At 44.1% G+C, this 24,415-nt stretch carries 37 protein-coding genes; 8 read left to right on the top strand and 29 right to left on the bottom strand.

Annotated features, from left to right (window positions below):
• Window positions 1-13: 13 nt before the first annotated feature.
• Both minD and minE read left to right on the top strand, forming a co-directional pair.
• Window positions 14-823: a septum site-determining protein MinD gene (gene minD, locus CRENPOLYSF2_RS00560; RefSeq protein ID WP_087142024.1), complete on the top strand. Its 810-nt coding sequence runs from the start codon at window positions 14-16 to the stop codon at window positions 821-823.
• The gene (minE, locus tag CRENPOLYSF2_RS00555; protein ID WP_087142023.1) at window positions 823-1,110 is read left to right on the top strand and encodes a cell division topological specificity factor MinE; all 288 of its coding nucleotides are present in this window, start codon (window positions 823-825) and stop codon (window positions 1,108-1,110) included. Before minD ends, minE begins: the two co-directional genes overlap by 1 nt.
• Window positions 1,111-1,332: 222 nt before the next feature.
• On the opposite strand, the gene rapZ is transcribed toward minE, so the two are convergent.
• The 17 genes from rapZ to CRENPOLYSF2_RS00470 form a co-directional block, all read right to left on the bottom strand.
• Window positions 1,333-2,190, bottom strand: coding sequence for an RNase adapter RapZ (gene rapZ / locus CRENPOLYSF2_RS00550; protein WP_087142022.1), 858 nt, complete (start codon window positions 2,188-2,190; stop codon window positions 1,333-1,335).
• Between the two features lie 59 nt (window positions 2,191-2,249).
• Window positions 2,250-2,540: a ribosome hibernation-promoting factor, HPF/YfiA family gene (hpf, locus tag CRENPOLYSF2_RS00545; RefSeq protein ID WP_087142021.1), complete on the bottom strand. Its 291-nt coding sequence runs from the start codon at window positions 2,538-2,540 to the stop codon at window positions 2,250-2,252.
• Between the two features lie 47 nt (window positions 2,541-2,587).
• On the bottom strand, window positions 2,588-4,033 hold the full coding sequence (locus CRENPOLYSF2_RS00540) for an RNA polymerase factor sigma-54 (protein WP_087142020.1): 1,446 nt from the start codon (window positions 4,031-4,033) through the stop codon (window positions 2,588-2,590).
• Between the two features lie 29 nt (window positions 4,034-4,062).
• The gene (gene lptB / locus CRENPOLYSF2_RS00535) at window positions 4,063-4,788 is read right to left on the bottom strand and encodes an LPS export ABC transporter ATP-binding protein (RefSeq protein WP_087142019.1); all 726 of its coding nucleotides are present in this window, start codon (window positions 4,786-4,788) and stop codon (window positions 4,063-4,065) included.
• A 3-nt stretch (window positions 4,789-4,791) separates the two neighbouring features.
• Window positions 4,792-5,322 carry a lipopolysaccharide transport periplasmic protein LptA gene (lptA, locus tag CRENPOLYSF2_RS00530; RefSeq protein ID WP_087142018.1) on the bottom strand — a complete coding sequence of 177 codons (531 nt, stop codon included), beginning with the start codon at window positions 5,320-5,322 and terminating at the stop codon, window positions 4,792-4,794.
• Complete coding sequence (lptC, locus tag CRENPOLYSF2_RS00525) at window positions 5,306-5,878, bottom strand: LPS export ABC transporter periplasmic protein LptC (RefSeq protein WP_087142017.1); 573 nt, start codon at window positions 5,876-5,878, stop codon at window positions 5,306-5,308. Before lptC ends, lptA begins: the two co-directional genes overlap by 17 nt.
• Complete coding sequence (gene kdsC, locus CRENPOLYSF2_RS00520) at window positions 5,875-6,420, bottom strand: 3-deoxy-manno-octulosonate-8-phosphatase KdsC (RefSeq protein ID WP_419185533.1); 546 nt, start codon at window positions 6,418-6,420, stop codon at window positions 5,875-5,877. The genes lptC and kdsC overlap by 4 nt, the downstream gene beginning before the upstream one ends.
• Window positions 6,421-6,428: 8 nt before the next feature.
• Window positions 6,429-7,406 (bottom strand): KpsF/GutQ family sugar-phosphate isomerase, encoded by a 978-nt coding sequence (locus tag CRENPOLYSF2_RS00515; protein WP_087142015.1) that lies wholly within the window; start codon window positions 7,404-7,406, stop codon window positions 6,429-6,431.
• 35 nt (window positions 7,407-7,441) lie between these two features.
• Window positions 7,442-7,762 carry a non-heme iron oxygenase ferredoxin subunit gene (locus CRENPOLYSF2_RS00510; protein ID WP_087142014.1) on the bottom strand — a complete coding sequence of 107 codons (321 nt, stop codon included), beginning with the start codon at window positions 7,760-7,762 and terminating at the stop codon, window positions 7,442-7,444.
• A gap of 3 nt (window positions 7,763-7,765) precedes the next feature.
• Window positions 7,766-8,542 carry a class I SAM-dependent methyltransferase gene (locus CRENPOLYSF2_RS00505; RefSeq protein ID WP_087142013.1) on the bottom strand — a complete coding sequence of 259 codons (777 nt, stop codon included), beginning with the start codon at window positions 8,540-8,542 and terminating at the stop codon, window positions 7,766-7,768.
• Entirely contained in the window at window positions 8,543-8,995 is a 453-nt protein-coding gene (sufU, locus tag CRENPOLYSF2_RS00500) for a Fe-S cluster assembly sulfur transfer protein SufU (protein WP_087142012.1), read from the bottom strand.
• 116 nt (window positions 8,996-9,111) lie between these two features.
• Window positions 9,112-9,384 (bottom strand): PIN domain-containing protein, encoded by a 273-nt coding sequence (locus tag CRENPOLYSF2_RS00495; protein WP_087142011.1) that lies wholly within the window; start codon window positions 9,382-9,384, stop codon window positions 9,112-9,114.
• The gene (locus CRENPOLYSF2_RS00490; protein ID WP_087142010.1) at window positions 9,381-9,626 is read right to left on the bottom strand and encodes a YlcI/YnfO family protein; all 246 of its coding nucleotides are present in this window, start codon (window positions 9,624-9,626) and stop codon (window positions 9,381-9,383) included. Before CRENPOLYSF2_RS00490 ends, CRENPOLYSF2_RS00495 begins: the two co-directional genes overlap by 4 nt.
• Window positions 9,626-9,823, bottom strand: a complete 198-nt coding sequence (locus tag CRENPOLYSF2_RS00485; RefSeq protein ID WP_087142009.1) for a hypothetical protein — start codon at window positions 9,821-9,823, stop codon at window positions 9,626-9,628. The genes CRENPOLYSF2_RS00490 and CRENPOLYSF2_RS00485 overlap by 1 nt, the downstream gene beginning before the upstream one ends.
• Window positions 9,824-9,928: 105 nt before the next feature.
• Window positions 9,929-10,171, bottom strand: a complete 243-nt coding sequence (locus CRENPOLYSF2_RS00480) for a type II toxin-antitoxin system HicA family toxin (RefSeq protein WP_087142008.1) — start codon at window positions 10,169-10,171, stop codon at window positions 9,929-9,931.
• Window positions 10,159-10,389 carry a type II toxin-antitoxin system HicB family antitoxin gene (locus CRENPOLYSF2_RS00475; RefSeq protein WP_087142007.1) on the bottom strand — a complete coding sequence of 77 codons (231 nt, stop codon included), beginning with the start codon at window positions 10,387-10,389 and terminating at the stop codon, window positions 10,159-10,161. Before CRENPOLYSF2_RS00475 ends, CRENPOLYSF2_RS00480 begins: the two co-directional genes overlap by 13 nt.
• On the bottom strand, window positions 10,389-11,612 hold the full coding sequence (locus tag CRENPOLYSF2_RS00470) for a cysteine desulfurase (RefSeq protein ID WP_087142006.1): 1,224 nt from the start codon (window positions 11,610-11,612) through the stop codon (window positions 10,389-10,391). Before CRENPOLYSF2_RS00470 ends, CRENPOLYSF2_RS00475 begins: the two co-directional genes overlap by 1 nt.
• An 88-nt stretch (window positions 11,613-11,700) precedes the next feature.
• Between CRENPOLYSF2_RS00470 and CRENPOLYSF2_RS00465 the strand changes: the two genes are divergently transcribed.
• Window positions 11,701-12,261 carry a Uma2 family endonuclease gene (locus CRENPOLYSF2_RS00465; RefSeq protein ID WP_087142005.1) on the top strand — a complete coding sequence of 187 codons (561 nt, stop codon included), beginning with the start codon at window positions 11,701-11,703 and terminating at the stop codon, window positions 12,259-12,261.
• Here the strand turns inward: CRENPOLYSF2_RS00465 and sufD are convergent.
• The 10 genes from sufD to CRENPOLYSF2_RS00415 all read right to left on the bottom strand — a co-directional run bounded on the left by sufD (window position 12,256) and on the right by CRENPOLYSF2_RS00415 (window position 19,273).
• Window positions 12,256-13,578, bottom strand: a complete 1,323-nt coding sequence (gene sufD / locus CRENPOLYSF2_RS00460) for a Fe-S cluster assembly protein SufD (protein ID WP_087142004.1) — start codon at window positions 13,576-13,578, stop codon at window positions 12,256-12,258. The two genes, CRENPOLYSF2_RS00465 and sufD, sit on opposite strands and share 6 nt — an antisense overlap.
• Complete coding sequence (gene sufC / locus CRENPOLYSF2_RS00455; RefSeq protein WP_087142003.1) at window positions 13,578-14,330, bottom strand: Fe-S cluster assembly ATPase SufC; 753 nt, start codon at window positions 14,328-14,330, stop codon at window positions 13,578-13,580. Before sufC ends, sufD begins: the two co-directional genes overlap by 1 nt.
• Window positions 14,331-14,403: 73 nt before the next feature.
• Window positions 14,404-14,652 carry a DUF2281 domain-containing protein gene (locus CRENPOLYSF2_RS00450; protein ID WP_176370981.1) on the bottom strand — a complete coding sequence of 83 codons (249 nt, stop codon included), beginning with the start codon at window positions 14,650-14,652 and terminating at the stop codon, window positions 14,404-14,406.
• A gap of 68 nt (window positions 14,653-14,720) precedes the next feature.
• Window positions 14,721-15,371, bottom strand: coding sequence for a hypothetical protein (locus tag CRENPOLYSF2_RS00445; protein ID WP_087142001.1), 651 nt, complete (start codon window positions 15,369-15,371; stop codon window positions 14,721-14,723).
• Window positions 15,343-15,579 carry a type II toxin-antitoxin system HicB family antitoxin gene (locus tag CRENPOLYSF2_RS00440; RefSeq protein ID WP_087142055.1) on the bottom strand — a complete coding sequence of 79 codons (237 nt, stop codon included), beginning with the start codon at window positions 15,577-15,579 and terminating at the stop codon, window positions 15,343-15,345. The genes CRENPOLYSF2_RS00445 and CRENPOLYSF2_RS00440 overlap by 29 nt, the downstream gene beginning before the upstream one ends.
• Before the next feature lie 19 nt (window positions 15,580-15,598).
• Window positions 15,599-15,820, bottom strand: a complete 222-nt coding sequence (locus CRENPOLYSF2_RS00435) for a type II toxin-antitoxin system HicA family toxin (protein ID WP_087142000.1) — start codon at window positions 15,818-15,820, stop codon at window positions 15,599-15,601.
• The gene (locus CRENPOLYSF2_RS00430; RefSeq protein ID WP_087141999.1) at window positions 15,813-16,037 is read right to left on the bottom strand and encodes a type II toxin-antitoxin system HicB family antitoxin; all 225 of its coding nucleotides are present in this window, start codon (window positions 16,035-16,037) and stop codon (window positions 15,813-15,815) included. The genes CRENPOLYSF2_RS00435 and CRENPOLYSF2_RS00430 overlap by 8 nt, the downstream gene beginning before the upstream one ends.
• A gap of 5 nt (window positions 16,038-16,042) precedes the next feature.
• Window positions 16,043-17,491: a Fe-S cluster assembly protein SufB gene (gene sufB, locus CRENPOLYSF2_RS00425; protein WP_087141998.1), complete on the bottom strand. Its 1,449-nt coding sequence runs from the start codon at window positions 17,489-17,491 to the stop codon at window positions 16,043-16,045.
• Between the two features lie 48 nt (window positions 17,492-17,539).
• Window positions 17,540-18,001, bottom strand: coding sequence for an SUF system Fe-S cluster assembly regulator (locus CRENPOLYSF2_RS00420; protein ID WP_087141997.1), 462 nt, complete (start codon window positions 17,999-18,001; stop codon window positions 17,540-17,542).
• A gap of 477 nt (window positions 18,002-18,478) precedes the next feature.
• Window positions 18,479-19,273 (bottom strand): inositol monophosphatase family protein, encoded by a 795-nt coding sequence (locus CRENPOLYSF2_RS00415; RefSeq protein ID WP_087141996.1) that lies wholly within the window; start codon window positions 19,271-19,273, stop codon window positions 18,479-18,481.
• An 89-nt stretch (window positions 19,274-19,362) separates the two neighbouring features.
• On the opposite strand from CRENPOLYSF2_RS00415, the gene CRENPOLYSF2_RS00410 reads away from it, so the two are divergent.
• From CRENPOLYSF2_RS00410 to CRENPOLYSF2_RS00390, 5 genes are read left to right on the top strand one after another with little or no spacing between them, the layout of a single operon-like run.
• On the top strand, window positions 19,363-20,091 hold the full coding sequence (locus CRENPOLYSF2_RS00410) for an RNA methyltransferase (protein WP_087142054.1): 729 nt from the start codon (window positions 19,363-19,365) through the stop codon (window positions 20,089-20,091).
• Window positions 20,092-20,958, top strand: coding sequence for a serine O-acetyltransferase (gene cysE / locus CRENPOLYSF2_RS00405; protein WP_087141995.1), 867 nt, complete (start codon window positions 20,092-20,094; stop codon window positions 20,956-20,958).
• Window positions 20,955-22,064, top strand: coding sequence for a cysteine desulfurase family protein (locus CRENPOLYSF2_RS00400; protein ID WP_087141994.1), 1,110 nt, complete (start codon window positions 20,955-20,957; stop codon window positions 22,062-22,064). The genes cysE and CRENPOLYSF2_RS00400 overlap by 4 nt, the downstream gene beginning before the upstream one ends.
• A gap of 16 nt (window positions 22,065-22,080) precedes the next feature.
• A complete protein-coding gene (locus CRENPOLYSF2_RS00395) occupies window positions 22,081-22,407 on the top strand; it encodes a HesB/IscA family protein (protein WP_087141993.1) in 327 nt (108 codons plus the stop codon).
• A gap of 52 nt (window positions 22,408-22,459) precedes the next feature.
• Entirely contained in the window at window positions 22,460-23,623 is a 1,164-nt protein-coding gene (locus tag CRENPOLYSF2_RS00390; RefSeq protein WP_217884044.1) for a J domain-containing protein, read from the top strand.
• Between the two features lie 135 nt (window positions 23,624-23,758).
• On the opposite strand, the gene CRENPOLYSF2_RS00385 is transcribed toward CRENPOLYSF2_RS00390, so the two are convergent.
• Together CRENPOLYSF2_RS00385 and CRENPOLYSF2_RS00380 are read right to left on the bottom strand one after the other, a co-directional pair.
• Window positions 23,759-24,142: a type II toxin-antitoxin system death-on-curing family toxin gene (locus tag CRENPOLYSF2_RS00385; RefSeq protein ID WP_087141991.1), complete on the bottom strand. Its 384-nt coding sequence runs from the start codon at window positions 24,140-24,142 to the stop codon at window positions 23,759-23,761.
• Window positions 24,143-24,144: 2 nt separating this feature from the next.
• Window positions 24,145-24,369 (bottom strand): AbrB/MazE/SpoVT family DNA-binding domain-containing protein, encoded by a 225-nt coding sequence (locus tag CRENPOLYSF2_RS00380; RefSeq protein WP_087141990.1) that lies wholly within the window; start codon window positions 24,367-24,369, stop codon window positions 24,145-24,147.
• Window positions 24,370-24,415 lie beyond the last annotated feature (46 nt).

Genomic DNA, 24,415 nt, shown 5'->3' with positions numbered 1-24,415 from the left:
GGGGGAACATCAGTTGGCTAGAATTATAGTGGTAACATCAGGCAAAGGTGGCGTAGGCAAAACGACGACCAGTGCGGCAATAGCCATGGGCTTAGCAAAAAAAGGCCATAAAACCGCTGTTATAGATTTTGACGTAGGCTTACGTAATTTAGATTTAATCATGGGCTGTGAGCGCCGTGTTGTCTATGACTTTATCAATGTTGTTAATGGCGAAGCCACGCTACACCAAGCATTAATTAAAGATAAAAACTGCGGCCAACTTTATATTTTACCGGCCTCACAAACACGCGACAAAGATGCACTGAGTAAAGAAGGTGTTGAAAAGGTTTTGAATGAATTATCTAAAACATTCAAATACATCGTGTGTGATTCTCCGGCGGGAATTGAAAAAGGCGCACATTTGGCCATGTATTTTGCCGATGATGCCTTTGTAGTCACTAATCCAGAAGTCTCTTCAGTGCGCGATTCAGACCGCATGTTAGGCTTAATGTCGAGTAAATCACGCAGAGCTGAAAAAAATCAAGAACCCATCAAAGAATATTTAGTATTATCGCGTTATTCACCCGAAAGAGTAAAGCTTGGCGAAATGCTCAGCGTGGAAGATGTACAAGAAATTTTGTCGCTACATCTATTGGGCGTAGTGCCCGAATCAAAATCAGTTTTAAATGCGTCAAACGCCGGCATACCCATTATTCTTGACGAAAAAAGTGATGCAGGACAAGCCTACGCAGATATAGTTGCTCGTTACCTGGGTGAAGAAAAGCCACATCGCTTCATTGAAACTAAAAGAGGATTCTTTGGAAAACTTTTTGGGGGTAAATAATGAGTTTGCTGGATTATTTTAAAACGTCTAAGACCAGTTCAGCATCTCTAGCCAAGGAGAGGCTACAAATTTTGGTCGCTCACGAGCGCACATCCAAAAACCAACCTTCCTATTTGCCAGAGCTGCAAGACGAACTGCTGAATGTTGTTCGGAAATATACCAATGTCACCCAAGATGCCATTTTTATTAACTTTGAGCAGGATGAACACCAAGAAACATTAGAACTCAATATCATGTTACCTGATGATAATGACAAAAAGAAAACTAAATCAATCTTGGGTAAATAATCATTTCCAGCGACGTATTTAGACTACCTAAAACGGGACAATTTTAAAAGCGCCCTGAGCTTGTCGAACCATGAGCCATAAGTGCTTCGACAAGCTCAGGGCAATGGGCGTTCCGCCTTATGTTGGCCGCCCAAAAAGCCAAGGCTTCTAAAACTAACTGCCAACTTAAGCGGGTACAAAATGCAGATTTTTTGTTCCATTTTAAGTTGATAGCCGCAGTCGCTAATGCATATCACGGTGTCGCACAATAACATTCAACGAACTGCTATTAAAACACTCAACTAAACTCTCAACCAAATACACCGAGCGGTGCTGACCGCCTGTACAGCCAATTGCCACAGTTAAATAACTGCGTCCCTCCGCCTCAAATCGCGGTATCCAGCGTGCAAGAAAAGAGTTAATGTCATAAAACAACTCTGCAACCAAAACTTGATTTTTAAGAAAATCAATCACTGGCTGATCCTTACCAGAAAATGCCCGCAATTCCGGAATCCAATACGGATTAGGTAAGCTACGGGCATCAAAGATAAAATCCGCATCTAACGGCACACCGTTCTTAAAACCAAATGACTGGAACTGCAAAGAAATATGCTGAATATTACGTTCACCCACTTGCTCTCGTATCAACTCACGTAATTGATGATAGTTCGTACGACTAGTATCAATCACCACGCTGGCATGTCTGGACACTGGGCTCAGCATCTCTTTCTCAATTTTTATCGCTTCGGTAAGCGGTATCTTGGTATCAGTGAGCGGGTGCTTGCGCCGCGTTTCACTGTAGCGCTTTAACAGCGCGTACTCATCCGCCTGCATAAAAACAATTTCGCAGTGTATACCTTTGCTACGTATCAAGTCCAAACTATCAGAAAAATTTACTAAACTAGCACTCTGATTTCTAGCATCAATGCCAATCGCGGTTTTTGCGTAAGTTTTGCTATCAACCAACATCACGTCATTAATAAAATCTTCCAGTAATAATACCGGCAAATTATCAATACAATAGTAACCACAATCCTCTAAAGTATCTAAGACAATACTTTTACCTGACCCCGAAAGACCACTAACAATTAAGAGTTTCATAATCTGTGTTTAAAAAGGCCCAAGTACACATCCCTTGAGCCTTACGCTACTTAAAAATACTATCGATGACTGCCCGTTTTTTCTTTATGCTTGGTAATCTGACGATCCAATTTATCAACCATTTCATCAATAGCGGCGTACATATCTTCCTGATGATCTTCAGCAAATAATTTAGCACCACTGAGTTGTAGCGTTGCTTCTGCTTTTTGCACTAACTTTTCGACACTCAAGATAACATGCACATCGGTAACATTATCAAAATGCCGTGCCAATTTTTCAAATTTGGCATCGACATACGTTTTTAAAGACTCGGTTACTTCTAAATGATGACCTGTAATGCTAACTTGCATGGAATAAACTCCTGATGTTAATGAATGAATAGAGTAGGTTTTTATAACTATAAAATACGCTTTCTCTCGTTTGATGGTGCGATAAACATAGCTTCGCGGTATTTTGCGATCGTCCTTCTCGCCACATTAATACCTCTGTCTTTTAATAGATCAGACATCTTGCTATCGCTTAGCGGTTTTATTGGATTTTCACTACTGACCAATTCTTTAATAAAAGCCCTGATAGCCGTAGATGAACACTCACCTCCTTCTTCAGTCGAAACATGACTGGAAAAGAAGTATTTAAATTCTACTATACCATTTGGAGTATGCATGAATTTTTGTGTTGTTACTCTGGAAATTGTTGATTCATGTAAAGACAATTCCTCGGCAATCGCTTTCAATATCATTGGTTTCATAGCAATAGAACCATTTTCAAGAAAAGCCTCTTGCTTGGACACAATACTGCGTGCGACGCGCAATAAGGTATCATTACGGCTGTGTAAACTTTTAATAAACCAACGTGCTTCCTGTAAATGATCCTTCATACTGGTATTATCTTTGCCGCTATCCGCACGTTTAATTAAAGTAGAATAAAACGGATTAATACGTAACTTAGGTGCAATCTCTGGATTTAGGCTTACTTGCCATACACCACTGTGCTTAGTGACATACACATCGGGAATTACATATTCGGAATCAGATTCCTGTATTTTAGCACCTGGTTTTGGATCTAGCGTTCTAATCAGTGCGACAACCAAATTTAACTGACGTTCACCCAATTGAGTTACATGCATCAATTTAACTTGATCGTGACTGGCCAGTAAATTTAAATACTTAGATACCACTAACAACGCTTCGGTTTTATACGCTGTCGTATCAGGCAATTGTAATAACTGTAAACGCAAGCAATCACTCAAATTAACTGCCGCCACACCGGTAGGATCAAATTGCTGAATTCTGTGCAGCACCGCATTGACTTCATCCAACTCAAGGTCGTCCATCTGACTTTGCAAACCTTGGCAAATGTCCTCAGTACTGGCCATTAAATAACCATCTTCATTAATGGAATCAATAATTGCCATCGCAATGGCATGATCGGATTCTGAAAATCGGGTTAATTCCAACTGCCACAACAAATGCTCTTGCAACGTTGCAGCTTGGCTACGCTGTGATTCAAACTCAGTAAGTTCTGCTGTATGTGTACCGCCTTCAAAAGTCTGCTCATAGGTATCCTCCCATGAAGAATCTATCGGTAACTCATCGGGCATACTGATCTGTAAATTATCATCGGATAACACAGTATCAATGCTGTCAGTTTTTAGCGCATCTCCCATCCCTAATTGGAAAGTATTATCATCATCGTCTATTTCCAACATCATATTAGAATCTAACGCCTGTTGAATTTCCTGTTGCAAATCCAAGGTTGACATCTGCAACAACTTAATCGCCTGCTGTAGTTGCGGCGTCATGGTCAACTGCTGACTTAAACGGATTTGTATAGACTGTTTCATTGTGTCATCAATATGTTACGGTTTTGAACTTAAAGACTAAAATTATTACCCAGATACACCTTACGTACTTCTTCGTTAGCAACAATAGCATTCGCGCCGCCTTCGGCAATCACCCGACCATTATTGATTATATACGCTCGGTCACAAATAGCTAAAGTTTCCCTGACGTTATGTTCAGTAATTAAGACACCAATACCACGCTCTTTTAAATGCTGTATAATTTTTTTAATATCTTCTACAGAAATAGGATCAACGCCGGCAAAAGGCTCATCCAGTAATATAAACTGCGGATGAGTAGCCAAGGCGCGTGCTATCTCAACCCGTCGTCGCTCTCCGCCCGACAAACTCAAGGCTAATTGATTGCGTAAATGCGGAATATGAAACTCTTCTAATAATTCCTCAATCGCTAACTCAATTTGTCCTTCACTGGCAGTCGATTGAATTTGCATAACCGCCCGTAAATTATCGGCTACTGTTAATTTACGAAACACCGAAGGCTCTTGCGGCAAATAACCAATACCTTTAATTGCTCTAACGTGCATCGGGTAATGCGTAATTATAGTCTCATTTAATAGAATTTCACCGGCATCGGCTTTAACCAGCCCAACCAACATATAAAAACCGGTGGTTTTACCTGCACCATTAGGCCCTAATAATCCCACCACCTCACCGGTATCAACATGTAAAGACACGCCATCAACCACATTGCGTTTATTGTAGGTTTTAATCAGATCAGTTGCTGCAAGTCGCGTCATAATTTAAGGTGTCGGTTTTGCTGGCGCTTTATTTTTAGGTTGCAATACGACATGTACCTTGGAATCGGAGGTTTTTTCTCCGGCTTTAACGACAGAATTTTTGCTGTCATATTTAATAATTTGACTGGCATAAGAACCTGCTCCCTGCCAAACCGTGGCTTCGTCAATTAATACCAGCAGATTTTTTTTCGGATAATATTCACCGGTTAACGCTTCGCCAGTAATATCTTTTGCTCCCACACTGGGTGTTTGGCTGAATTTTGCTTTTTTACCGGTAAAAACCAGCTTTTCAGCATCACCGTCTTTAAAATAAACCACCAGTTGATCTGAAGTAACATGAATACTGCCCTGTATAGATACCACATTACCAGTGTAAATACTGGTTGCGGTTTTATCATCGTAAGTTGCCGTATTGGAATCAATAGTTATCGGTTGTTCGGAATCAGTTTCTAAAGCCTTAGCATCCGTTATACTCAGTGCAACGCATAAGGCAATATTACAAAAAACAGCTAATTTATTATTTTTTTGTCTCATAATGTCCTCGCACTTTGGCGAGCAATTCCACCCGTATCGGTTCAACATAAACCAGCTTCATACCAATGCCTGTGGTGCGTTGCGGCAAACTGATTAACTCCGCGCCATCAGCAGTTTCTGCATAGCTGGTTTCCGGATTTACTTTTAAATTACTGGTATTAATAGTCACAGGACGAACACCTTCCGCCTTCGCTCTGTCAATAATGGCGTTGCCATTTAAAAAAATTGTTTTACCGTCCGCCGAAACGATCCCTGTTGCTGACCTAATCACCCAAGGTGGTGTTTTAGCGTTATAAAAAGACATGACTGGTTTATCTAAATGCACAGTGCCGTCATCTTTGTAATGCAGCATTTTATCTGCTCGCAGCAGCGTTTTTAACGCGCCGGTTTTAGACATTTCCCATTTGGTATAACCACTGCTGAAATAATCAGCACTGTGGGCAACGTCTTCACGACCTGCAAGCATTTCAACTACCGTCAGCTTCACTAACCACCAACTCAGCAGCGCAATAACCGCAACCAACAGATAGCTGTATTTACCTTGTAAATAACTCATTTTAAATACTGACTCAACACCTTATCAAAACTGTCCTGTGCTTGCATAATAAAATCACATACTTCGCGTACTGCACCCAGCCCACCCGGTAAGCCAGTACACCAATCCGCCCATTGTTTAACGACAAAGTTGGCATCACTCACCGCAATAGCCAAACCCACCCGAATCATAATAGGCAAATCCAACAAATCATCACCTACGTGCGCCATTTGCTCCGGCATTATGCCTGTTTTTAAAATAATTTCATCTAATGCGGCAATTTTATTTTCAAAGCCTTGGTAGACATGTTCAATACCCAAACTTTGCATACGTAAAGCAACAGAATTAGATTTACGCCCTGAAATAACCGCCACTTCTACGCCGGTTTGCCTTAACAGCTTAATACCGTGGCCATCCCGCGCATGAAAGCACTTATATTCTTTACCTTGATCATCAAAAAATAAACGGCCATCGGTTAATACACCGTCAACATCTAAAATCAGTAATTTTAGCTGCTTGGCTTTTTCAAGCACCGCGTCTGACACATTTATCGAAGAATCCATTGTCGTCATCAGATAATACCCGCTCGAATTAAATCGTGCATGTTTAATGCCCCTACCGCGCGTCGCTCTTCATCCACAACGATTAACGCATTAATTTTTTTACGTTCCATAATTTGCATGGCTTCCGCCGCCAAGATATCGGCACCAATGACCGTACAGTCAGTGGTCATTACTTGTGCAATAGTTGTTTGATGAATATCTAACGTTTTTGCCAACATACGCCGCAAATCACCATCGGTAAAAATACCCAGCATCCGACGCTCAGCATCAACAATTGCCGTCATGCCTAGTTTTTTCTCGGTCATTTCCAGCAACACCGTAGCGATCAATGCCGATACAGGCACAATTGGGATGCTATCACCTACGTGCATAATATCACTAACCCGCAGCAATAGTCGCTTACCCAAACTGCCGCCAGGGTGCGACAGTGCAAAATCATCGCGGGTAAAACCGCGTGCTTCCAGCAAGGACACCGCCAAGGCATCGCCCATAACCAAAGCAGCGGTAGTGCTTGAGGTAGGCGCAAGCCCCAGTGGACAAGCCTCCTGGGCGACGCTGACGTTGATATGCACGGTAGCTTCTTGCGCGAGTGTGGATGCCGGATTACCCGTCATGGCAATCAAGGCTACGCCCAGTCGTTTGATAATGGGCAGGATTTTAACAATCTCTTCTGTTTCACCAGAATTGGACAGCGCCAACACCACATCCTGCTGGGTAATCATGCCCAAATCGCCGTGGCTGGCTTCACCTGGATGGACAAAAAAAGCCGGTGTTCCGGTACTGGCCAAGGTAGCGGCAATTTTTCCGGCAATATGGCCAGATTTGCCCATCCCGGTCACCACCACCCGTCCTGAGCAAGCAAACATCAACTTACAGGCAGTGACGAATTCAGCATTGATACGCTCTGCCAACGCAGCAATAGCTTGTGCTTCCACCTGGATTACCGCCAAGCCTAAGGCGCGAAGCTTGTCATCGTGTAATTTCATAGCCCTGCTCTGTTATCTTTCATTTTCAGCTGCATTTAATCCCAGCGATCATCCCTAACCTGAACCGTACCCTTGTCAATACGCACTGGAAAACAAGCAATATCTTCATAAGCGGGAGCACACAACACCTTGCCGGTTTTCACGCAAAAGCGTGCGCCGTGCCGTGGGCAAACGATCTCATCACCTTCCAGCTCGCCACTGGCAATTTCTGCTCTGTCGTGGCTACAGACATCTTCTATGGCGTAAAACTGGCCGTCTATTTTAAAGATGGCTACTTCTGTGCCATCAACATCCACAACAGCATGTTCGCCATTAGCCAAGGCATTTTCAGCCACAACATCTACCCAATCAGACATCCATCACCCTTTAAAATACACATCGTAACGTAATAATTTACCATGATAACTTTCGTTTGGTTTACCACCTAACGATTCGGCATCATCAGGACTTTTCACCACCACTCGCCTGCCTGTTGCCTGTAACGCGGCAGCAAATAATTGGTCTTTATCCTGGTCATCACCCAAGAGATCACGTAATACCGTCATGGACTTTTTGGCCAAGGCGGATTTCTTACGTTTAGGGGGGAACATAGGGTCAAGATAGATGCAATCTGGCGCATTGTCCAGGCTTGCCAATAAATCGATAGCATTGCCAGTAAGTAATTGTGGGGGGATTAATTGTAGACGCTGCATCCAGTCCAGTTGCGCCAAACGAGTAAAGCCATCAGCCAATAACTCGGTCATTATTGGCGAACGTTCCATACACGTTACATCATAACCCATACGGAAAATATGCAGACTATCCTGTCCCCAGCCGGTAGTGGCATCAACAATGGTTTTGGTTTTTCGTCCCAAAGCTTGTGCCAACGCACCGTCTTTAGGTGCAGGCCAGGAACGTTGTTCACCGGGACGCGGTTCAATTTCAACCGTTAACCCCCCTTTTTTCAGCAGTTCTTTATCGAGCAGTTTTAGGCAGCCGTCGCGCCAGCTTAGAAAAAAAGCTTCCTGTTTGACGGGATCATCAACTTGTTTCAGTGGCACAGCAAGACGGTCTGCCAATTGCTGAAAAACAGTCAGATCACCATTGCCTTCGTACAGAACTGCCAACTTTCCTACATAAGGTGACTCTATAAGCATTTATTCAGTGGAGATGGCTTGCGTTTCATTTTTTAACGCCGCATCCAACGTATGCCAAGCCAAGGTCGCACATTTCACCCGCGCCGGATATTCACGCACACCAGCCAAAACCGCCAATTTGCCAACAGCTTCCAGGTTGATATGTTCCTCTTTTCCGGTAGTCATTTCATGAAACAGCTTAAACAAGGCATCGGCTTCAGCTTCGGTTTTGTCTTTGATGATTTCTGTCATCAAGGACACCGATGCCGTTGATATGGCGCAGCCAGAACCTTGGAAACAGGCATCGACAATCTTATCACCGTCCATTTTTAGAAACAGCGTTAGGCGGTCGCCGCATAAGGGATTAAAGCCATCCACTTTACGGTCGGCATTGTCCATAACGCGAAAATTGCGCGGGTTACGATTGTGGTCGAAAATGACTTCTTGGTAGAGGTCGCGTAGGTCTTCAAACATTGTTGTCCTCAAATAATTGAATATCCTGCATAGGATAATGCTTTTTGTTACGAGTCCATAAACACAATTGATATTGTTTGGCGCAAGCGGCAATCAAGTAATCTTCCAGAGAAATTTTATAAAAAGCCTTGCGATATTGATTGGCATAAAAGCCCTGCGATTTTTCCTGTTTCTTCGTTGATTGTCAGTTGTCTGCAATGCGAAAAAAATCGCTCTATCAAAGTATATTCTCGAATAAATGCCCCTGCGTAAACCTCAGCAACAACAATCGGGCAAAGATAAAACTCACAACCTTTATCCTGTAATCTCAATAATATTTGAACGGTTTCATTTTGTTTCCGCAATAATTCAATGACAATATCCGTATCTAAGATAACCGATTTATTCATTGGTCAATAATACGACTTTTTGAACGTAACTCATCAACATACGCCAGCGCATCAATAGAGGTGAAACTTTCCAAAGGTTGCAACTCTGAAAAAAAAGCCTTCAGATCGCTGCCCTGCTTTCTTTGCAGCTCATGCCCCAAAGCTTGCTGTACAAACTGCTTAAACGTTGCACCTGTCGCTTTTAAATTTGCATCTATCTTACTGAATAATTCATCGGGTAAATCTATTTCTGTGTGATACATCAGACAAATACCTTTATCAAAAAATTACCAAACTTTTGCTCAACATCAGGTTGCGAAACTGTGCCTTCCTCTTTTGCCCGTTGCAAACCACGCTGAATTTTTTCCATCACATACAAATGATATTGAATATCTTCCAAATGGCTGTTTTCCGGTAGACGATCTAACAGAGTTTTGACTTTGGCTATGGCAGTTGGCATGAATAATCCTGTTAATGTCGATATACTAGACGCTAATACAAAAATAAAAAGACTTCTTGATAGAGGTCGCGTAGACCTTCAAACAAGGTTATTCTCTGTCTATTTTTATTCAGAATAGAAATGGGAATACAGTTCATGTGAACTGATATAGCGACTGGCTTGGCGCATAATCGCTTTGCAAGTGCCGCTATCCAATTCTGCATGATTAGGTACGGTCAATATTTGCTTTTGGTCATGCACCATACGCATTAACTTTATATGACTACCCCGCTGAGAAACAATAGCGAAACCGAATCCAGCAAAAATCGCTAAAACTTCCTTAGCAGATAAACGCCTTAACTTTGGCACACGGCAGCCATTTCGTAATTTACGACAATAGGCGGATTCGGTGCGAAACCCAAAGCCGCTAAATCTTCACCTTCCAAATGCAGGCTGATTGCTTCTCGTAAGTTGAACGTCACTTCGTCTAAAGTCTGTCCTTGCGTCACAATAGGCAGTTCAACACATTCCGCGACATACCCAGATTCTTCCCCGTTGTGTATATAAGCTTTAATCGTGTAAATCATCAGCCAAATACCTCAATCAAATTGGTAATACCCGCCATCAACACATCAATCTCTTCTTTAGTATTATACATGGCAAATGAAGCCCTGGCCGTAGCCGGTACGCCATAAAAATCCATTACCGGCATGGCACAATGATGCCCTGCCCTGATAGCAATCCCCAAACTGTCCAGCATTGTACCTATATCATGCGGATGAATCCTGTCCAGCACAAAAGACAGGATTGCACCTTTTTCTGCCGCTTCACCAATAATTCTCAAACCTTTAATCTGACTGGCCTTTTCAGTCGCGTAATCCAGCAACTCGGCTTCATAGGCAGCAATCGCCTCCATTCCAATATCATGCAAATAATCGATAGCCGCACCCAAGCCGATCACATCGGCAATACTGGGCGTACCGGCTTCAAACTTATGCGGCAATCCGGCATACTGGCTTTTTTCAAAGGTGACGGTTTTAATCATATCACCACCACCCTGATACGGCGGCATAGCCTCCAGCAGCGCCTGCTTGCCGTATAGGACACCGATGCCAGACGGCCCGTACAACTTATGGCCGGAGAACACATAAAAATCGCAATCCAATGCCTGCACATCCACAGCCATGTGCGGAATCGCCTGTGCGCCATCCAGCATCACCGGAATGCCTTTGGCGTGGGCGGCATCAATCATCTTTTTAACCGGATTAATCGTGCCCAGGGCATTGGACATGTGAACGACAGCCACCAGCTTGGTTTTGTCATTCAACAGCGCTTCGAAGGCATCATAGATTAACTCGCCTTGTGTGTTCATCGGCGCAACTTTCAATACCGCGCCGGTCTGCTCGCACAACATTTGCCAGGGCACAATATTGGAATGGTGTTCCATTGCGGTAATGACAATCTCATCTCCGGCTTTAATATTGGCTCTGCCATAAGTTTGGGCAATCAGGTTGACGGCTTCGGTCGCACCGCGCACAAAAATAATTTCTTTGCTGCTGGCCGCGTTAATGAAGCGCTGCACCTTTTCCCGTGCCGCCTCAAACTTGTCGGTAGCCCGCACACTCAAGGTATGCACACCACGATGGATATTGGCATACTCGTGCCGGTACACGTTGCTGATGGCATCGATAACCGCATTGGGTTTTTGGCAACTGGCGGCATTGTCAAGATACACCAGATCTTTACCACGGATTTTTTCCGCCAATATAGGAAAATCGACACGAATTTTTGCTACAGGAAATGTTGTCATAGTTTGTGTATTCTGTTTTTGATGGGTTGCTTATTGGTGAGCAACGCATTATATTTACGGGTAATTCAATTTAGATTTACTTGCACTTATGGCCACTGTTAATCCTACCAAACACCTAACCAACCTTGATGAATGGCAAAGAATGGGCGAAGCTAATATTTTCCCTCCCAATAGCCACATTGAACTTATTGATGGAGAAATTTTAGAAATGGCACCGATAGGCTTTAATCACGCAGGCCACTTAAAACGCATCAATAAACTGTTTACAAGGCTAGTACCTGAGAACCTAATTACCTGTGTTCAAGATCCACTCCAGTTAGGTGACTTATCTGAACCTGAACCCGATTTCATGATATTAAAACCCAATGAAGATGATTATTCTTCACGTCATCCGATTGCCAATGATGTCCTGTTATTAATCGAAGTTGCAGACAGCTCGTTCAAATTTGACCAAACCCACAAGCTGCGCTTGTACGCATTGCATAATGTCCCCGAATACTGGCTATTAAACCTAAACAATAGTTGTTTGGAAGTTTACCGCAAGCCACACGGCGAAGTGTATGCCGAAAAAACCACGCTCTACAGCGGCGACAGCATTACCTTGTCACAACTGCCAGATATCAGCATCCAAATCGCCGATATTCTATAGCCAATCTTTCTCCACACCTTCCTGCGGAAACCGTACCAGCACCTGCTCCAGCACTTTGTCGTGCAGACTTTTAATCTTGATCTTATCAACCATCTCGTTAGCAAAAGCGAAGGTCAGCATATTGCGGGCGGTTTCTTCATCCACACAACGTGATTGCAGATAGAAAATCGACTTTTCATCCAACTGGCCAACCGTCACACCGTGCCCGCATTTGACATCATCGGCATAAATTTCCAATTGCGGCTTGGTGTCGGCCTCAGCATCATCGGACAATAACAGGTTGCGGTTATTCATTTGCGAATCGGTTTTTTGCGCATCTTCCGCCACAATCACCCGACCCTGAAACACACCTTTCGCCCGATCATCCAGCACGCCTTTATACATTTCTCGACTAATCGCATGAGGTTTTAGGTGATTGATACGGGTATGGTTATCGATATGCTGGCGTTTTACACCCAGATACAAACCGTTCAATTCACACTCAGAGGCTTGATCCAAATCGGTGTGAATATCACAACGTGCCAACAAGCCGCCAAAGGCAAAATTATGATGAGTAAAGCGTGCATCTTTCGCCTGTCTCACATAAGTACCGCCAAAATGGTAGGCCTTTTCCGATTCAATCTGCATTTTAGTCAGTGTTAAATACGCCGCTTTACCTACAAACACTTCAGTGACTGCATCTGTCAGATAAGAATTATCTAATCCTACAAACGTCTCTATCACTTGCGCTTCGGCCAGCTCATCAACCAGAATGACAGTGCGTGTTGTGGCCATCGCATCGGCTTGAGTTACGATATGCAACAGTTGTATCGGCTTGGTTAGAACCTGCTTAGCGGGTACATGCACCAATACGCCATCGGTAAAATACGCCGTATTAAAAGCCACAAAACCATGTTCTTGATGATTGACTGCTTGCCCTGCATAGCTTTCCACAAGTGGAGATTTCTTAACCAACGCATCCGCTATACTCATGATAACAATGCTTTCGGGTAAACCCTCTAACTGAGAATACTCAATAGAAAAATAACCATTAATCAATACCACAGACCACGCATCTGCGAGTTGCTGTGTTTTTAGCCAATTAGCATCAACTTGATTAGATAATTGGTTTAACGAAGGCGTAAATAATTTTTTTTCGATAGCCGACACATTGGTATAGCGCCACTCTTCTTCGCGTGGAGAGGGGAAGCCATTCGCAGAAAATTTAGCTAATGCATTGCGTCTTAACTGCTGTAACCACAGCAAAGATTGTCCTGGCAAGGTTGGCGCTAACGCATCATATTCGGCCACATAACGGCTGGTAATTGCTGTATTCATTAAGCTGCCACCTGACCTTCCAGCCAACCGTAACCTTTCTCTTCCAGCTCCAAGGCCAATTCAGCACCACCGGATTTCACAATCTTGCCGTTTGCTAGCACATGCACATAATCCGGTTTGATGTAATCAAGCAGGCGTTGATAATGGGTAATCATCAAGAAACCACGGTTTTCAGAGCGCAGCGAGTTAACGCCTTCGGCAACCACTTTTAAGGCATCAATATCGAGGCCGGAATCAGTTTCATCGAGGATGCACAGCTTCGGTTCTAAAATAGCCATTTGTAGAATTTCGTTGCGCTTTTTTTCGCCACCGGAAAAACCTTCGTTAACGGCGCGGTACAGGAATTTCTCATCCATCTCCAGCAACTTAACCTTGTGTTTAACCAAAGTTAGAAAATCCATCGCATCCACTTCTGACAAACCGTGATGCTTGCGGATAGCATTCAGCGCGGCTTTCAATAAATAAATATTGCTGACACCGGGAATTTCCACCGGGTATTGAAAGGCCAAAAATACACCTTCACGGGCGCGAATTTCGGGTGCCATATCCAGTAAATCTTTGCCTTGATACATCACCGAACCGCCGGTCACTTCATAACCGGCTTTGCCAGACAAGACGTGCGACAACGTGCTTTTACCGGAACCATTAGGTCCCATGATGGCGTGGATTTCGCCAGCCTTAATCTCAAGGTTAATACCTTTAAGAATTTGTTTATCGCCAACGTTGACGGTTAAATCTTTAATACTGAGCATGAATGTTCCAATTGTTTTGTAATCGCTTAAACGGTTTAAATATTAATATTTGGCATACTTAAAAACTGTGGTATCACATAAGATAATTATCTGATTCAGAACGCTGCCAAGCCGCTTTTCTAATATTTTCTAAAGTTCTTGGTTCGCCTTTCCAAAGGCCGAACAACTCATTCGGATCAACCGTTTTATCGCCCGTTGTTATAGGTGGTAATGGCTGATTCGCGGCTTTATAACGAGCCGTTAGGAATGCCGCAAAATCGGCTATTTCTTGTTGGGCTTCTGGCGGTAATTGGGTTATTTCATTGACAAGTTGCGGATTCATTAACATTTCCTCTTAATTCGTTGGGCTTCCTTGCGTCAGCCTAACCTACGATACTAATGATCTTTTCGTTAATTTTTTAATTTTTCTATGAATTCATTCCAAAAACTCTCGATAGCAGAGGCATAATTTCTAATATCTTCTTCTTGTAGATAAATACCATCTCCTGCCATTGGATTTTCTACTAGTGATCTCCCAAAAGCTTTATCAAGTGTTTCATGTATTGATGACTCAATTTGCGGGTGCTTGAACAAATCAGGTCGAATCTCATAGAGATTTTTGACTCCCGAACCTTCTGCATGTTTTATCGCATTACAAACATACCTAAGTTCTTCGAGTTTTCCCCAAGAAAGAAAGCTCTCAAAATCTATTCCACCTTCACTTTTGAGGATAGCTTTATCCTTACTGTAATCAGCTATATGCCTTCTTTCACGGAGCCATCTTGCAATCAAAACAGATAAATATTGCTCAAATAAATGACGTAATGCAACAGCATGCAGATTGATTTCTACTTGGCGAACAGCAAAAGTACTTACGTACCAAGTAACACTTTCATCCCATGTATAATTGTCATTGACCAACTCATCAGCTTCTGTTTCAAGATTGGCAAATGCAGGTAAAACTCGTTCAAATAACACTGTAGTTAAATAATTAACAGGGGGAATAAAGCTGCTAATCAACCCACTCGCCCAATCACCAAGTTTTTCTGTTGTTTCCGCCATTATTTATCTTCCACTTAACTTTAGATATTGGAATACTCCGCCCAACTTCCTTAGCCGTTTCTATCCATTCATCAATAACTTGTTCAACATTATTTACTGCATCTTGATAGCTGTTTCCATCTGCCATACAACCGGCTAATTCGGGTACTTCAGCGATATACATGTGATCTTCTTCGCTCCAGTAAATAATCATTTCATATTTAGCCATTTCCATACTTCAAATACACTTAATTCTCAAAAACTGATCGAGACAACTGGGCTTGCCTAATGATTGAGGCCAGCGTACCTGCTTTAATTTCTTTATGCTGCGGAACAGGAACGGTAATCGTTATCGAATCAACCTGTTTTTGCATGACAATATGACTGCCTTTTTGCCGTACTTGCTCAAAACCATGCGCCATTAAAATCAAGCAAACTTCTTTACCCGATAAAACCCGCAGTTTACCCAAAAGCAACCTCCATCGAGGAAATATACGTTTCGCCGAAATATCGCTGCTTTACCTCTTCTTCTGAAGCGCATTCAAAGAAAAGTTCCACCGCCTCTTTTAAATTACTTTTAGCTTCTTCAATATCCGAACCTTGACTGGCAATATCTAATTCTGGACAAAATGAAACAAAAGCATCGTCTTCTTTATGAATAATTGCTGTGAGTTGTTTATAGTGCATAGTTGTCACCCCACCGACCCTTCCAAACTCAACCCCAACAACGCCTGTGCTTCCACAGCAAACTCCATCGGCAATTCCTTAAACACTTCCTTACAGAAACCATTCACAATCATCGACACCGCATCTTCTGCGGAAAGCCCTCTTTGCTGACAAAAGAACAACTGGTCTTCACTGATTTTAGACGTGGTCGCCTCATGCTCAACCTGTGCCGATGGCTGTTTGACTTCAATATACGGAAACGTATGTGCCCCGCATTTATCGCCCACCAACAGGGAATCACACTGGGTATAGTTACGGGCATTTTCCGCACTTTTTAATACCTTAACCAAACCACGATAGGTGTTTTGTGCCTTACCCGCTGAAATCCCTTTTGATATGATGGTGCTGCGGGTATTTTTACCGATGTGAATCATCTTGGTGCCGGTATCGGCTTGCTGATAATTATTGGTCAGCGCCACCGAATAAAATTCACCGATGGCATTATCGCCGGTCAAAATACAGCTAGGGTATTTCCAGGTAATCGCCGAACCGGTTTCCACCTGCGTCCACGATACCTTGGAATTATCGCCACGGCAATCGGCACGTTTGGTGACAAAATTGTAAATTCCGCCTAAACCGTTCTTGTCGCCCGGATACCAATTTTGCACGGTGGAATATTTAATCGTGGCATCTTTCAAGGCGATCAATTCCACCACTGCCGCATGCAGCTGGTTTTCATCACGCATTGGCGCGGTACAACCTTCAAGATATGACACATGGCTGCCTTCATCGGCAATAATCAAGGTACGTTCAAACTGTCCGGTATTGGCGGCATTAATTCTAAAGTACGTCGACAATTCCATCGGACAACGCACCCCTTTGGGAATATACACAAACGAACCATCGGTAAACACCGCCGCATTCAAGGCGGCAAAGTAATTATCAGTATGCGGTACAACGGAACCCAAATATTGTTTAATTAAATCGGGATGGTCGCGCAAGGCTTCTGAAATCGGGCAGAAAATAACCCCGGCATCTTTCAGCTTGCCCTTAAACGTTGTCGCTACCGATACGCTATCAAACACCGCATCCACCGCCACACCCGCCAAACGCTCCTGTTCATCTAAAGGAATTCCGAGTTTTTTGTACGCTTCCAACACTTGCGGGTCGATTTCATCCAGACTTTTCGGGCCATCTTCTTTGCGTTTGGGGGCGGAATAATAGCTGATCGCCTGATAATCAATCGGCTCAATCTTGAGGAACTGCCACTTGGGCGGGGTCATGGTTTGCCAGTGTCGAAACGCTTTTAACCGATATTCCAGCATAAACTCCGGCTCATTCTTAACTTTGGACAGCTTATGAATCACCGCTTCATCTAAGCCCACGGGAAAAGTATCAGTTTCCAGTTCAGTCACAAAACCCTGTTTGTAACCCTGATTAATCAAATTATTAATTTCTTGCGTACTGGCTGACATACAAAATTCTCTCTAGTGTGGCGGGGATAATCAAGCTTGCGGGCAAGATTATCGACCCAGCTCTCGGTATAAACTGGCAACGGGGATATGAAATTCTTCAGGCAGTGCAGCAGTTCGGGTCATATCGGCTAATGACACCGACTCCAAGGCTTTCTGAATAGTCTGGTTAATGACGCTCCAGTTACCGCGTATTTCACAACCGGAGGACTGTTCGCAGCCTTCGTGGGAAATACTGCATTCTGTTAAGGCAATCGGTCCTTCCATCGCGGCAATCACGTCGGCAACAGTGATGCTATCCGGCTCTCTGGCCAACACATAACCGCCTTTAGCACCGCGTGTGGAGACTAATACGCCGCCATTAAGCAATAGCTTCAAAATTTTGCTGACCGTAGGTAACGCGATACCGGTTGTACCAGCAATCTCCATTGCCGCGTGTATTTCCGCCTTGTCTTTTGCCATAGCACTTAACATAACAATGGCATAGTCCGTTAACTTGCTGATGCGTAACATGCCTACTCCTGATTAATGTGGACTATTTTAGTCCTATTTAAATTCATGGTAAAGCATTTTGCAACTTTAGCTAAAGAAAGGCGCAAAGCACAAAAAATTGCCCGCAATTTACTGAATTTACTTATAGTGCCTATCTATGAAATAAATCAATCACTTACACTGCTAAAATACTAAACTCTACACAAAAAAAAGCCCCCGTAAATTTCTCTTTATTTCAAGGAAATTGACGGGGGCAAAAAACTACACTTGCCTTAAAGAACCTAACTCACAAACACTGCCATTAAGTTAAGTGAATGATAATGCGGAAAAACGATTCAGCCGCCCACCAAGCCCTAGTCGTCCATGACAGGACGGCTGAAGACTCTTTCCACTTCTCATTCACTTAAATAATGGCAGTGAGGCTAGTATAAGGCCGGATAATTAAGCCCTGCTTAAAACAACTACACCAAATGAAATATTTTCAAATTATTTGTAAGATTATTTCAAATTATCGGTCACATGCGGCTCAATTAAGCGATACAGCACATGGTGCATTTTAGGATTGCCAACAATAATATTACCCGATGCCAAATAATTTTCACCAAATGAGAAATCGGTCACTACACCGCCGGCTTCTTGTATTAATAGTATGCCAGCCGCCACATCCCATTCCATCGTACCGATTTCCCAAAAACCGTCCAAACGGCCGCAGGCGACATACGCCAAATCCAGCGCTGCCGCCCCTGCCCTGCGTATACCGGCTGCATCACTGGTAACAGCACGGAACATGCCCAAATAGGCATCCAGGTGCGTGGTAGATTTAAAAGGAAAGCCGGTACCAATCAACGCACCTTTTAAAGTCGATTGATTGGTCACCCGAATACGACGATTATTTAAGCTGGCACCACCGCCACGTTTAGCAGTAAACAACTCATCACGCGCGGGATCATAAATCACCGCCACTTCCAAGCGATTTTTGTATTTTAAAGCGATGGATACTGCGTACTGCGGAAAGCCGTGTAAAAAATTGGTCGTGCCATCTAATGGGTCGATCACCCACACAAAATCATTGCCTTCATGCTGACCACTTTCTTCCGCCAAAATAGCGTGATCAGGGTACGCGGCTCTAATAATGTTGATAATTTCCCGTTCCGCCATACGATCGACTTCGCTGGCATAATCATTCCTGCCTTTTTGGTCGATACGAAGGTTACCGACGCTGTCAGCAGAACGGAGTAGCAGATCGCCCGCACTTCTGGCGGCACGAACGGCAATATTGAGCATTGGTTGCATAGGTTTAGATGGGTAATGAGCGCAGAAAACCACATAGCATACCAAATCTTTTGGTAAACTTAGGACTTTTCTCGCCTTCGGTTACTGCTTTGCTATCGCATATTAAAATTGTTCTGATCGAAACCAGCCATCCTGGCAACATTGGTGCTGTTGCTAGAGCCATGAAAAATATGCAGATGAGCAATCTGTGGTTAGTGGCTCCTAAAATATTCCCCAGCGCCGATGCGACCTCCAGAGCCTCTGGTGCGGATGATGTGTTATCGGGCGCAGTAGTGTGTAGCAGTGTGCAAGAAGCCATCAGCGATTGCCAGATTGTGATGGGTGCCAGCGCACGCTGCCGTACCATTAGCTGGCCAGAACTCACCCCCAGAACATGTGCTGAAAAATTCGTCAGCCCAAATTCAGCGCAAAAAATCGCCATTTTGTTTGGCCGCGAAAACTCCGGCTTGAAAAACCACGAATTGGACTTATGTCAATACCTATTACGCATTCCGTGCAATAGCGAATACAGCTCATTGAATATTGCCGCTGCCGTGCAGGTTGTGTGTTATGAATTATTTGTTACTGCTGGCCTGCAACAACCCATCGATATCGGTGATCGCGGTGAAATACCGCTGGCCACCGCCGAACAGATGGAATCGTTTTATACACATTTGCTACAAACCCTGTATGACATTGATTTTATGCAAGGCAATAGCTCAAGCTCCATTATGCGCCGCTTGCGCCGGATTTATAACCGCGTGCAACTGGACACCAAAGAACTGGACATCCTCCGGGGCATCTTAAGAATGTCTCAAGGCAACAAGAGAAAACCGTAAATGTTTAAGCGCATCCAAGAAGACATCGCCTGTGTATTTGACCGTGACCCTGCCGCGCAATCGGTACTGGAAGTCGTCACTACTTACCCAGGTTTCCATGCCGTGCTCATCCACCGTGTTAGCCATCTGTGCTGGCAAGCGGGTTTCAGGTGGCTGGGGCGATTTATTTCCCACATTGGCCGCTGGCTAACCGGCATCGAAATCCACCCTGGCGCACACATCGGCCGCCGGTTTTTTATTGATCACGGCATGGGCGTGGTGATTGGCGAAACCGCTGTTATCGGCGATGATTGCACTTTGTATCACGGTGTCACCTTGGGCGGCACCACCTGGAATAAAGGTAAGCGTCACCCTACCCTGCACAATGGTGTGGTGGTGGGCGCGGGCGCTAAAATTTTGGGGCCGATTGACATTGGCGCAGGGGCACGGGTAGGCTCAAATTCGGTCATCTTAAAACCGGTACCGCCTGGTGCTACCGTGGTGGGTATTCCTGGCCATGTTATCGACTCCAAAACCAAAACTCAAAAACCGCAATACGGCTGGTTAAACGGCGATAACACCGAGCATGAGTATGCAGAACCCGCTACGCAAGCCGCTGTCAAACCGGAACGTGCCAAAATGGCCGCTAAGATGGGCTTTGATGCTTACGGTGCAACCGCTGACATGCCCGACCCTGTGGCCTTTGCCATTAATCGTATGCTGGATCATATCCACACTTTAGATGAGCAACTGGAATCTATGCAACTAGCTATCAACGCCGCTGGCATCAAGTGCACGAAAACACCGATGTGTAAATTGGAAGGCTGTGAGCTGACGGATAGCTACGTGCCAGATAATCCGGCCACGGCAGGTACAACGCCGCCATGATCTATCTCGACTATAACGCCACCACGCCGATACATCCTAAAGTGCTGGAAGCCATGTTGCCATTTTTAGGTACATTTTATGGCAACCCATCCAGCCTGTACCGGCATGGGCGTTTGGTACGCAGTGTGATGGACACGGCACGTAGCCAGGTGGCTAACTTAATCAACGCGCAGCCTCAGCAAATTATTTTTACCAGTGGCGGCACAGAAGCCAATAATTTAGCCTTGCAGTCTGTATCACCTTTGGGCAAGTTAGCTATCTCAGCTATCGAACATCCGTCTGTTAGTCAACCTGCTGCACACTTGCAACACCAAGGCCATGCGCTCACTATAATGGATGTGGATAGTAGTGGTCTGGTTACGCAAGCGGCTATCGATAAGGCAATAGCCGAAAAATCGGACTTTGTTTCGCTCATGCTGGCCAATAACGAAACCGGCGCAATCCAAGATGTCGCCTGTTACGCGCAGCAATTCGCTGCTACGGGTGTAACCGTGCATAGCGATGCCGTGCAGGCTTTGGGTAAAATACCGGTCGATTTTGAACAACTGGGGGTACAGTTAATGTCGCTTTCCAGCCATAAAATCTACGGGCCTAAAGGTTGTGGTGCGCTAGTATTTGCTAAGAGCGCGTCGATAACACCGATGCTGCTCGGTGGTGGCCAGGAACAAAATTACCGTGCTGGCACTGAAAATGTCGCAGCGATTGTCGGTTTCGGCAAAGCGGCAGAACTTGCCCACACGGAACTTGTTGCCCGTAGCGAACATCTAAGCCAATTGAGGGACTTGCTGGAAAGCGCACTACTCAGTATCCCAGGTTTAAGCATTTTTGCCCAACACACACAGCGTTTGCCCAACACCGTACAGTTTGGCATTGAGGGCATGGATGGCGAAATGTTACTAATGAAGCTGGATCAAAAAGGCATTGCCGTCTCCAGTGGATCAGCTTGCGCCAGTGGCGGCAATGCACCTAGCCCTGTGTTGCTGGCTATGGGTATCGAACCGAACCTGGCCAAAAGTGCCATCCGCATTAGCTTAGGGCTAAACAATACCGAAGCCGAACTAGTAGAATTTATTACCGTATTAAAATCGCTGGTCAATCCAGCCTAATGACAAAGAGGTCACCATGTCTGTCTCATTAACTGAAAACGCCGCCCGCCAAATTAAAAAACAACTGGATAAACGCGGCAAAGGCATCGGCCTTAAGCTGGGCACCAAAAAATACGGCTGCTCCGGCTATGCCTATACTTTGGATTACTCGGATGATCTGGTCGAAAACGACGTGGTGTTTGAAGATTTTGGTGTCAAAGTTATCATCAGCCAGACCGACCTGGACTTGATTAACGGTATTCAACTTGATTACCGCAAAGAAGGCTTGAATGAAGCCTTTCAGTTTGATAACCCCAATGTGACAGGGACGTGTGGCTGTGGGGTGAGTTTTTCTGTCAGCTGAAAACAACCCTTATTTAACGGGCATTATAGCCCACCAACGTCTGCCCGATTCTATGACCAAAACAAGTAAGATCGTCCTTGTTGATGCCAAAGCGCAAGCCAAAACATTAACACCCGCCCAAAAGCAATTTAACAGCCTGAGCAAAAAAATTGCACAGCAAAAGAAAACTTTGCTGGCCTGGAAAGAAAATATACCGGTCTATCACCAAAAAAATGAGCAAGAATATAATCCGTTAGTGGAAACATTGCACAAGCACCAAATAGAATGGATGCAACAGCTGGACAAGTTGTACGATGATCCATCCTTTAAACCCGCTGAGAAAAACAAGATAAAACTGCTGATTGCGGAGCAGAGTGAGGACTTGATTAGTGAAGTGGATACCGATGAAGTAAAGGCTTTGTTCAACAAATACAACGATGCGGACTTTGACACCATCAAGGGAGAAACCAACGAAGCCGTTGGCGAAATGATGCGTAACATTGCCAAGAATATGTTTAACATTGATATAGGCGACGATTTTGATGTCAGCTCACCGGAAAAGTTTAAGGCGCAGTTAGAGGAAAAAATGCGTGCCCTGGAAGAGGAGGACGAAAAAGAACCTGCCCAAGCCAAAATTGCACCGAAAAAAACCAAGGCACAGCTGGCCAAAGAAGCCCGCCAAAAAGAGGAAGAGGCTTTGGCCAGCAAGTCTGTGCAAGAAGTTTACCGTAAATTAGTTGCCGTATTGCATCCAGACCGCGAACCCGATGAAAAGGAGCGCGAACGCAAAACCGAATTGATGCAGCGCGTCAATATCGCCTACGGCAAAAAAGATTTGTTGCAATTACTGGAGTTGCAACTGGAAATTGAACAAATTGATGCCACACAACTTGGCCAAATGGCGGACAGCCGTCTAAAGCATTTTAACAAAATCTTGAAAGAGCAATTGGCGGAACTGGAACAGGAAATTTACAAAATTGAGGAATTTTTCAGCTTTGATTTTGACTCGCTATTTTTTGGCCGTCAAACACCCGCCCAGCTTATGTTGCAGTTGGCTGATAAAATTGTGGACGTAAAAGATGACATAGCGGAAATTAAAGAAGAACTGGAATTATTCAAGGATGTCCGCGAAGTTAAAATATGGCTGAAAAGCTTCAAGATACCTCAGAAGTCACCGTTTGATGGTCACGACAATCCTTTTGGTTTTCCATTCGGTTTTTCTGATAAGGATTTTTGATTGGGTCAATTTTTACCAGCCATTTCAGACGAGCCACTGGCCATCGGCAATAACAATCTCAAACTGAAACTGAAAATGGCTGGCAAGTAACAATTTTAATCTCAAGCTAATAAAGTTACGCTCAGAGCCTGCTTATCAGCTCTGAGAATTTGCTCGTATCCAAGCCGCAAACTCTGCTTCTGACATTTCACCACTGGCAACCGCCATCACACTGGACGTAGCATTCTCCTGGGTCGCGGTCAGTTTATAGCCATTTATCCCAAAAAACAAACCCACTGCCAAAAAAGCAACGCGTTTATTACCATCTACAAACGCATGATTTTTAGCCAAGGCAATACCATAAGCCGCTGCCAAGTCAGCGAAATCAGGCTCACCATACAATGCTAAATTCACAGCACGATTCATAGCCGAATCCAACAATCCCTCATCCCTAATACCTGATGCCCCACCATGTAACACTAAGCTTTCATCATGTAACAGAACTAAAATTTGTTTATCAATCCAATGCCATGAGAGCATGGCTATTTTGCCAATTCATTAAATGTATTAGCATATTCACGCATAAATGCCCGCCCAATTTCCAATTGATCTTTATTCCCCGGATCATCTGGCGTAAGCGTAATCGCTCTTGGCGTATCTGTTAAAAATACGGTATCGCCTTCTTCAAGCTTTAACCGTGCCAACACCTCTTCAGGCAAACACAATCCGATTGAATTACCAATTTGAATAAGTTTAAGCGCGTGCATAGTACCCCCTTAAGTAAAAGCAATAACAGGGTTTATGATATTGCTG

The organism is Crenothrix polyspora (assembly GCF_900163755.1).
Classification (GTDB): Bacteria; Pseudomonadota; Gammaproteobacteria; order Methylococcales; family Methylomonadaceae; genus Crenothrix; species Crenothrix polyspora.
The sequence above is the reverse complement of the archived record's forward strand: the minus strand, read 5'-3'. Positions and strand labels throughout refer to the sequence as shown.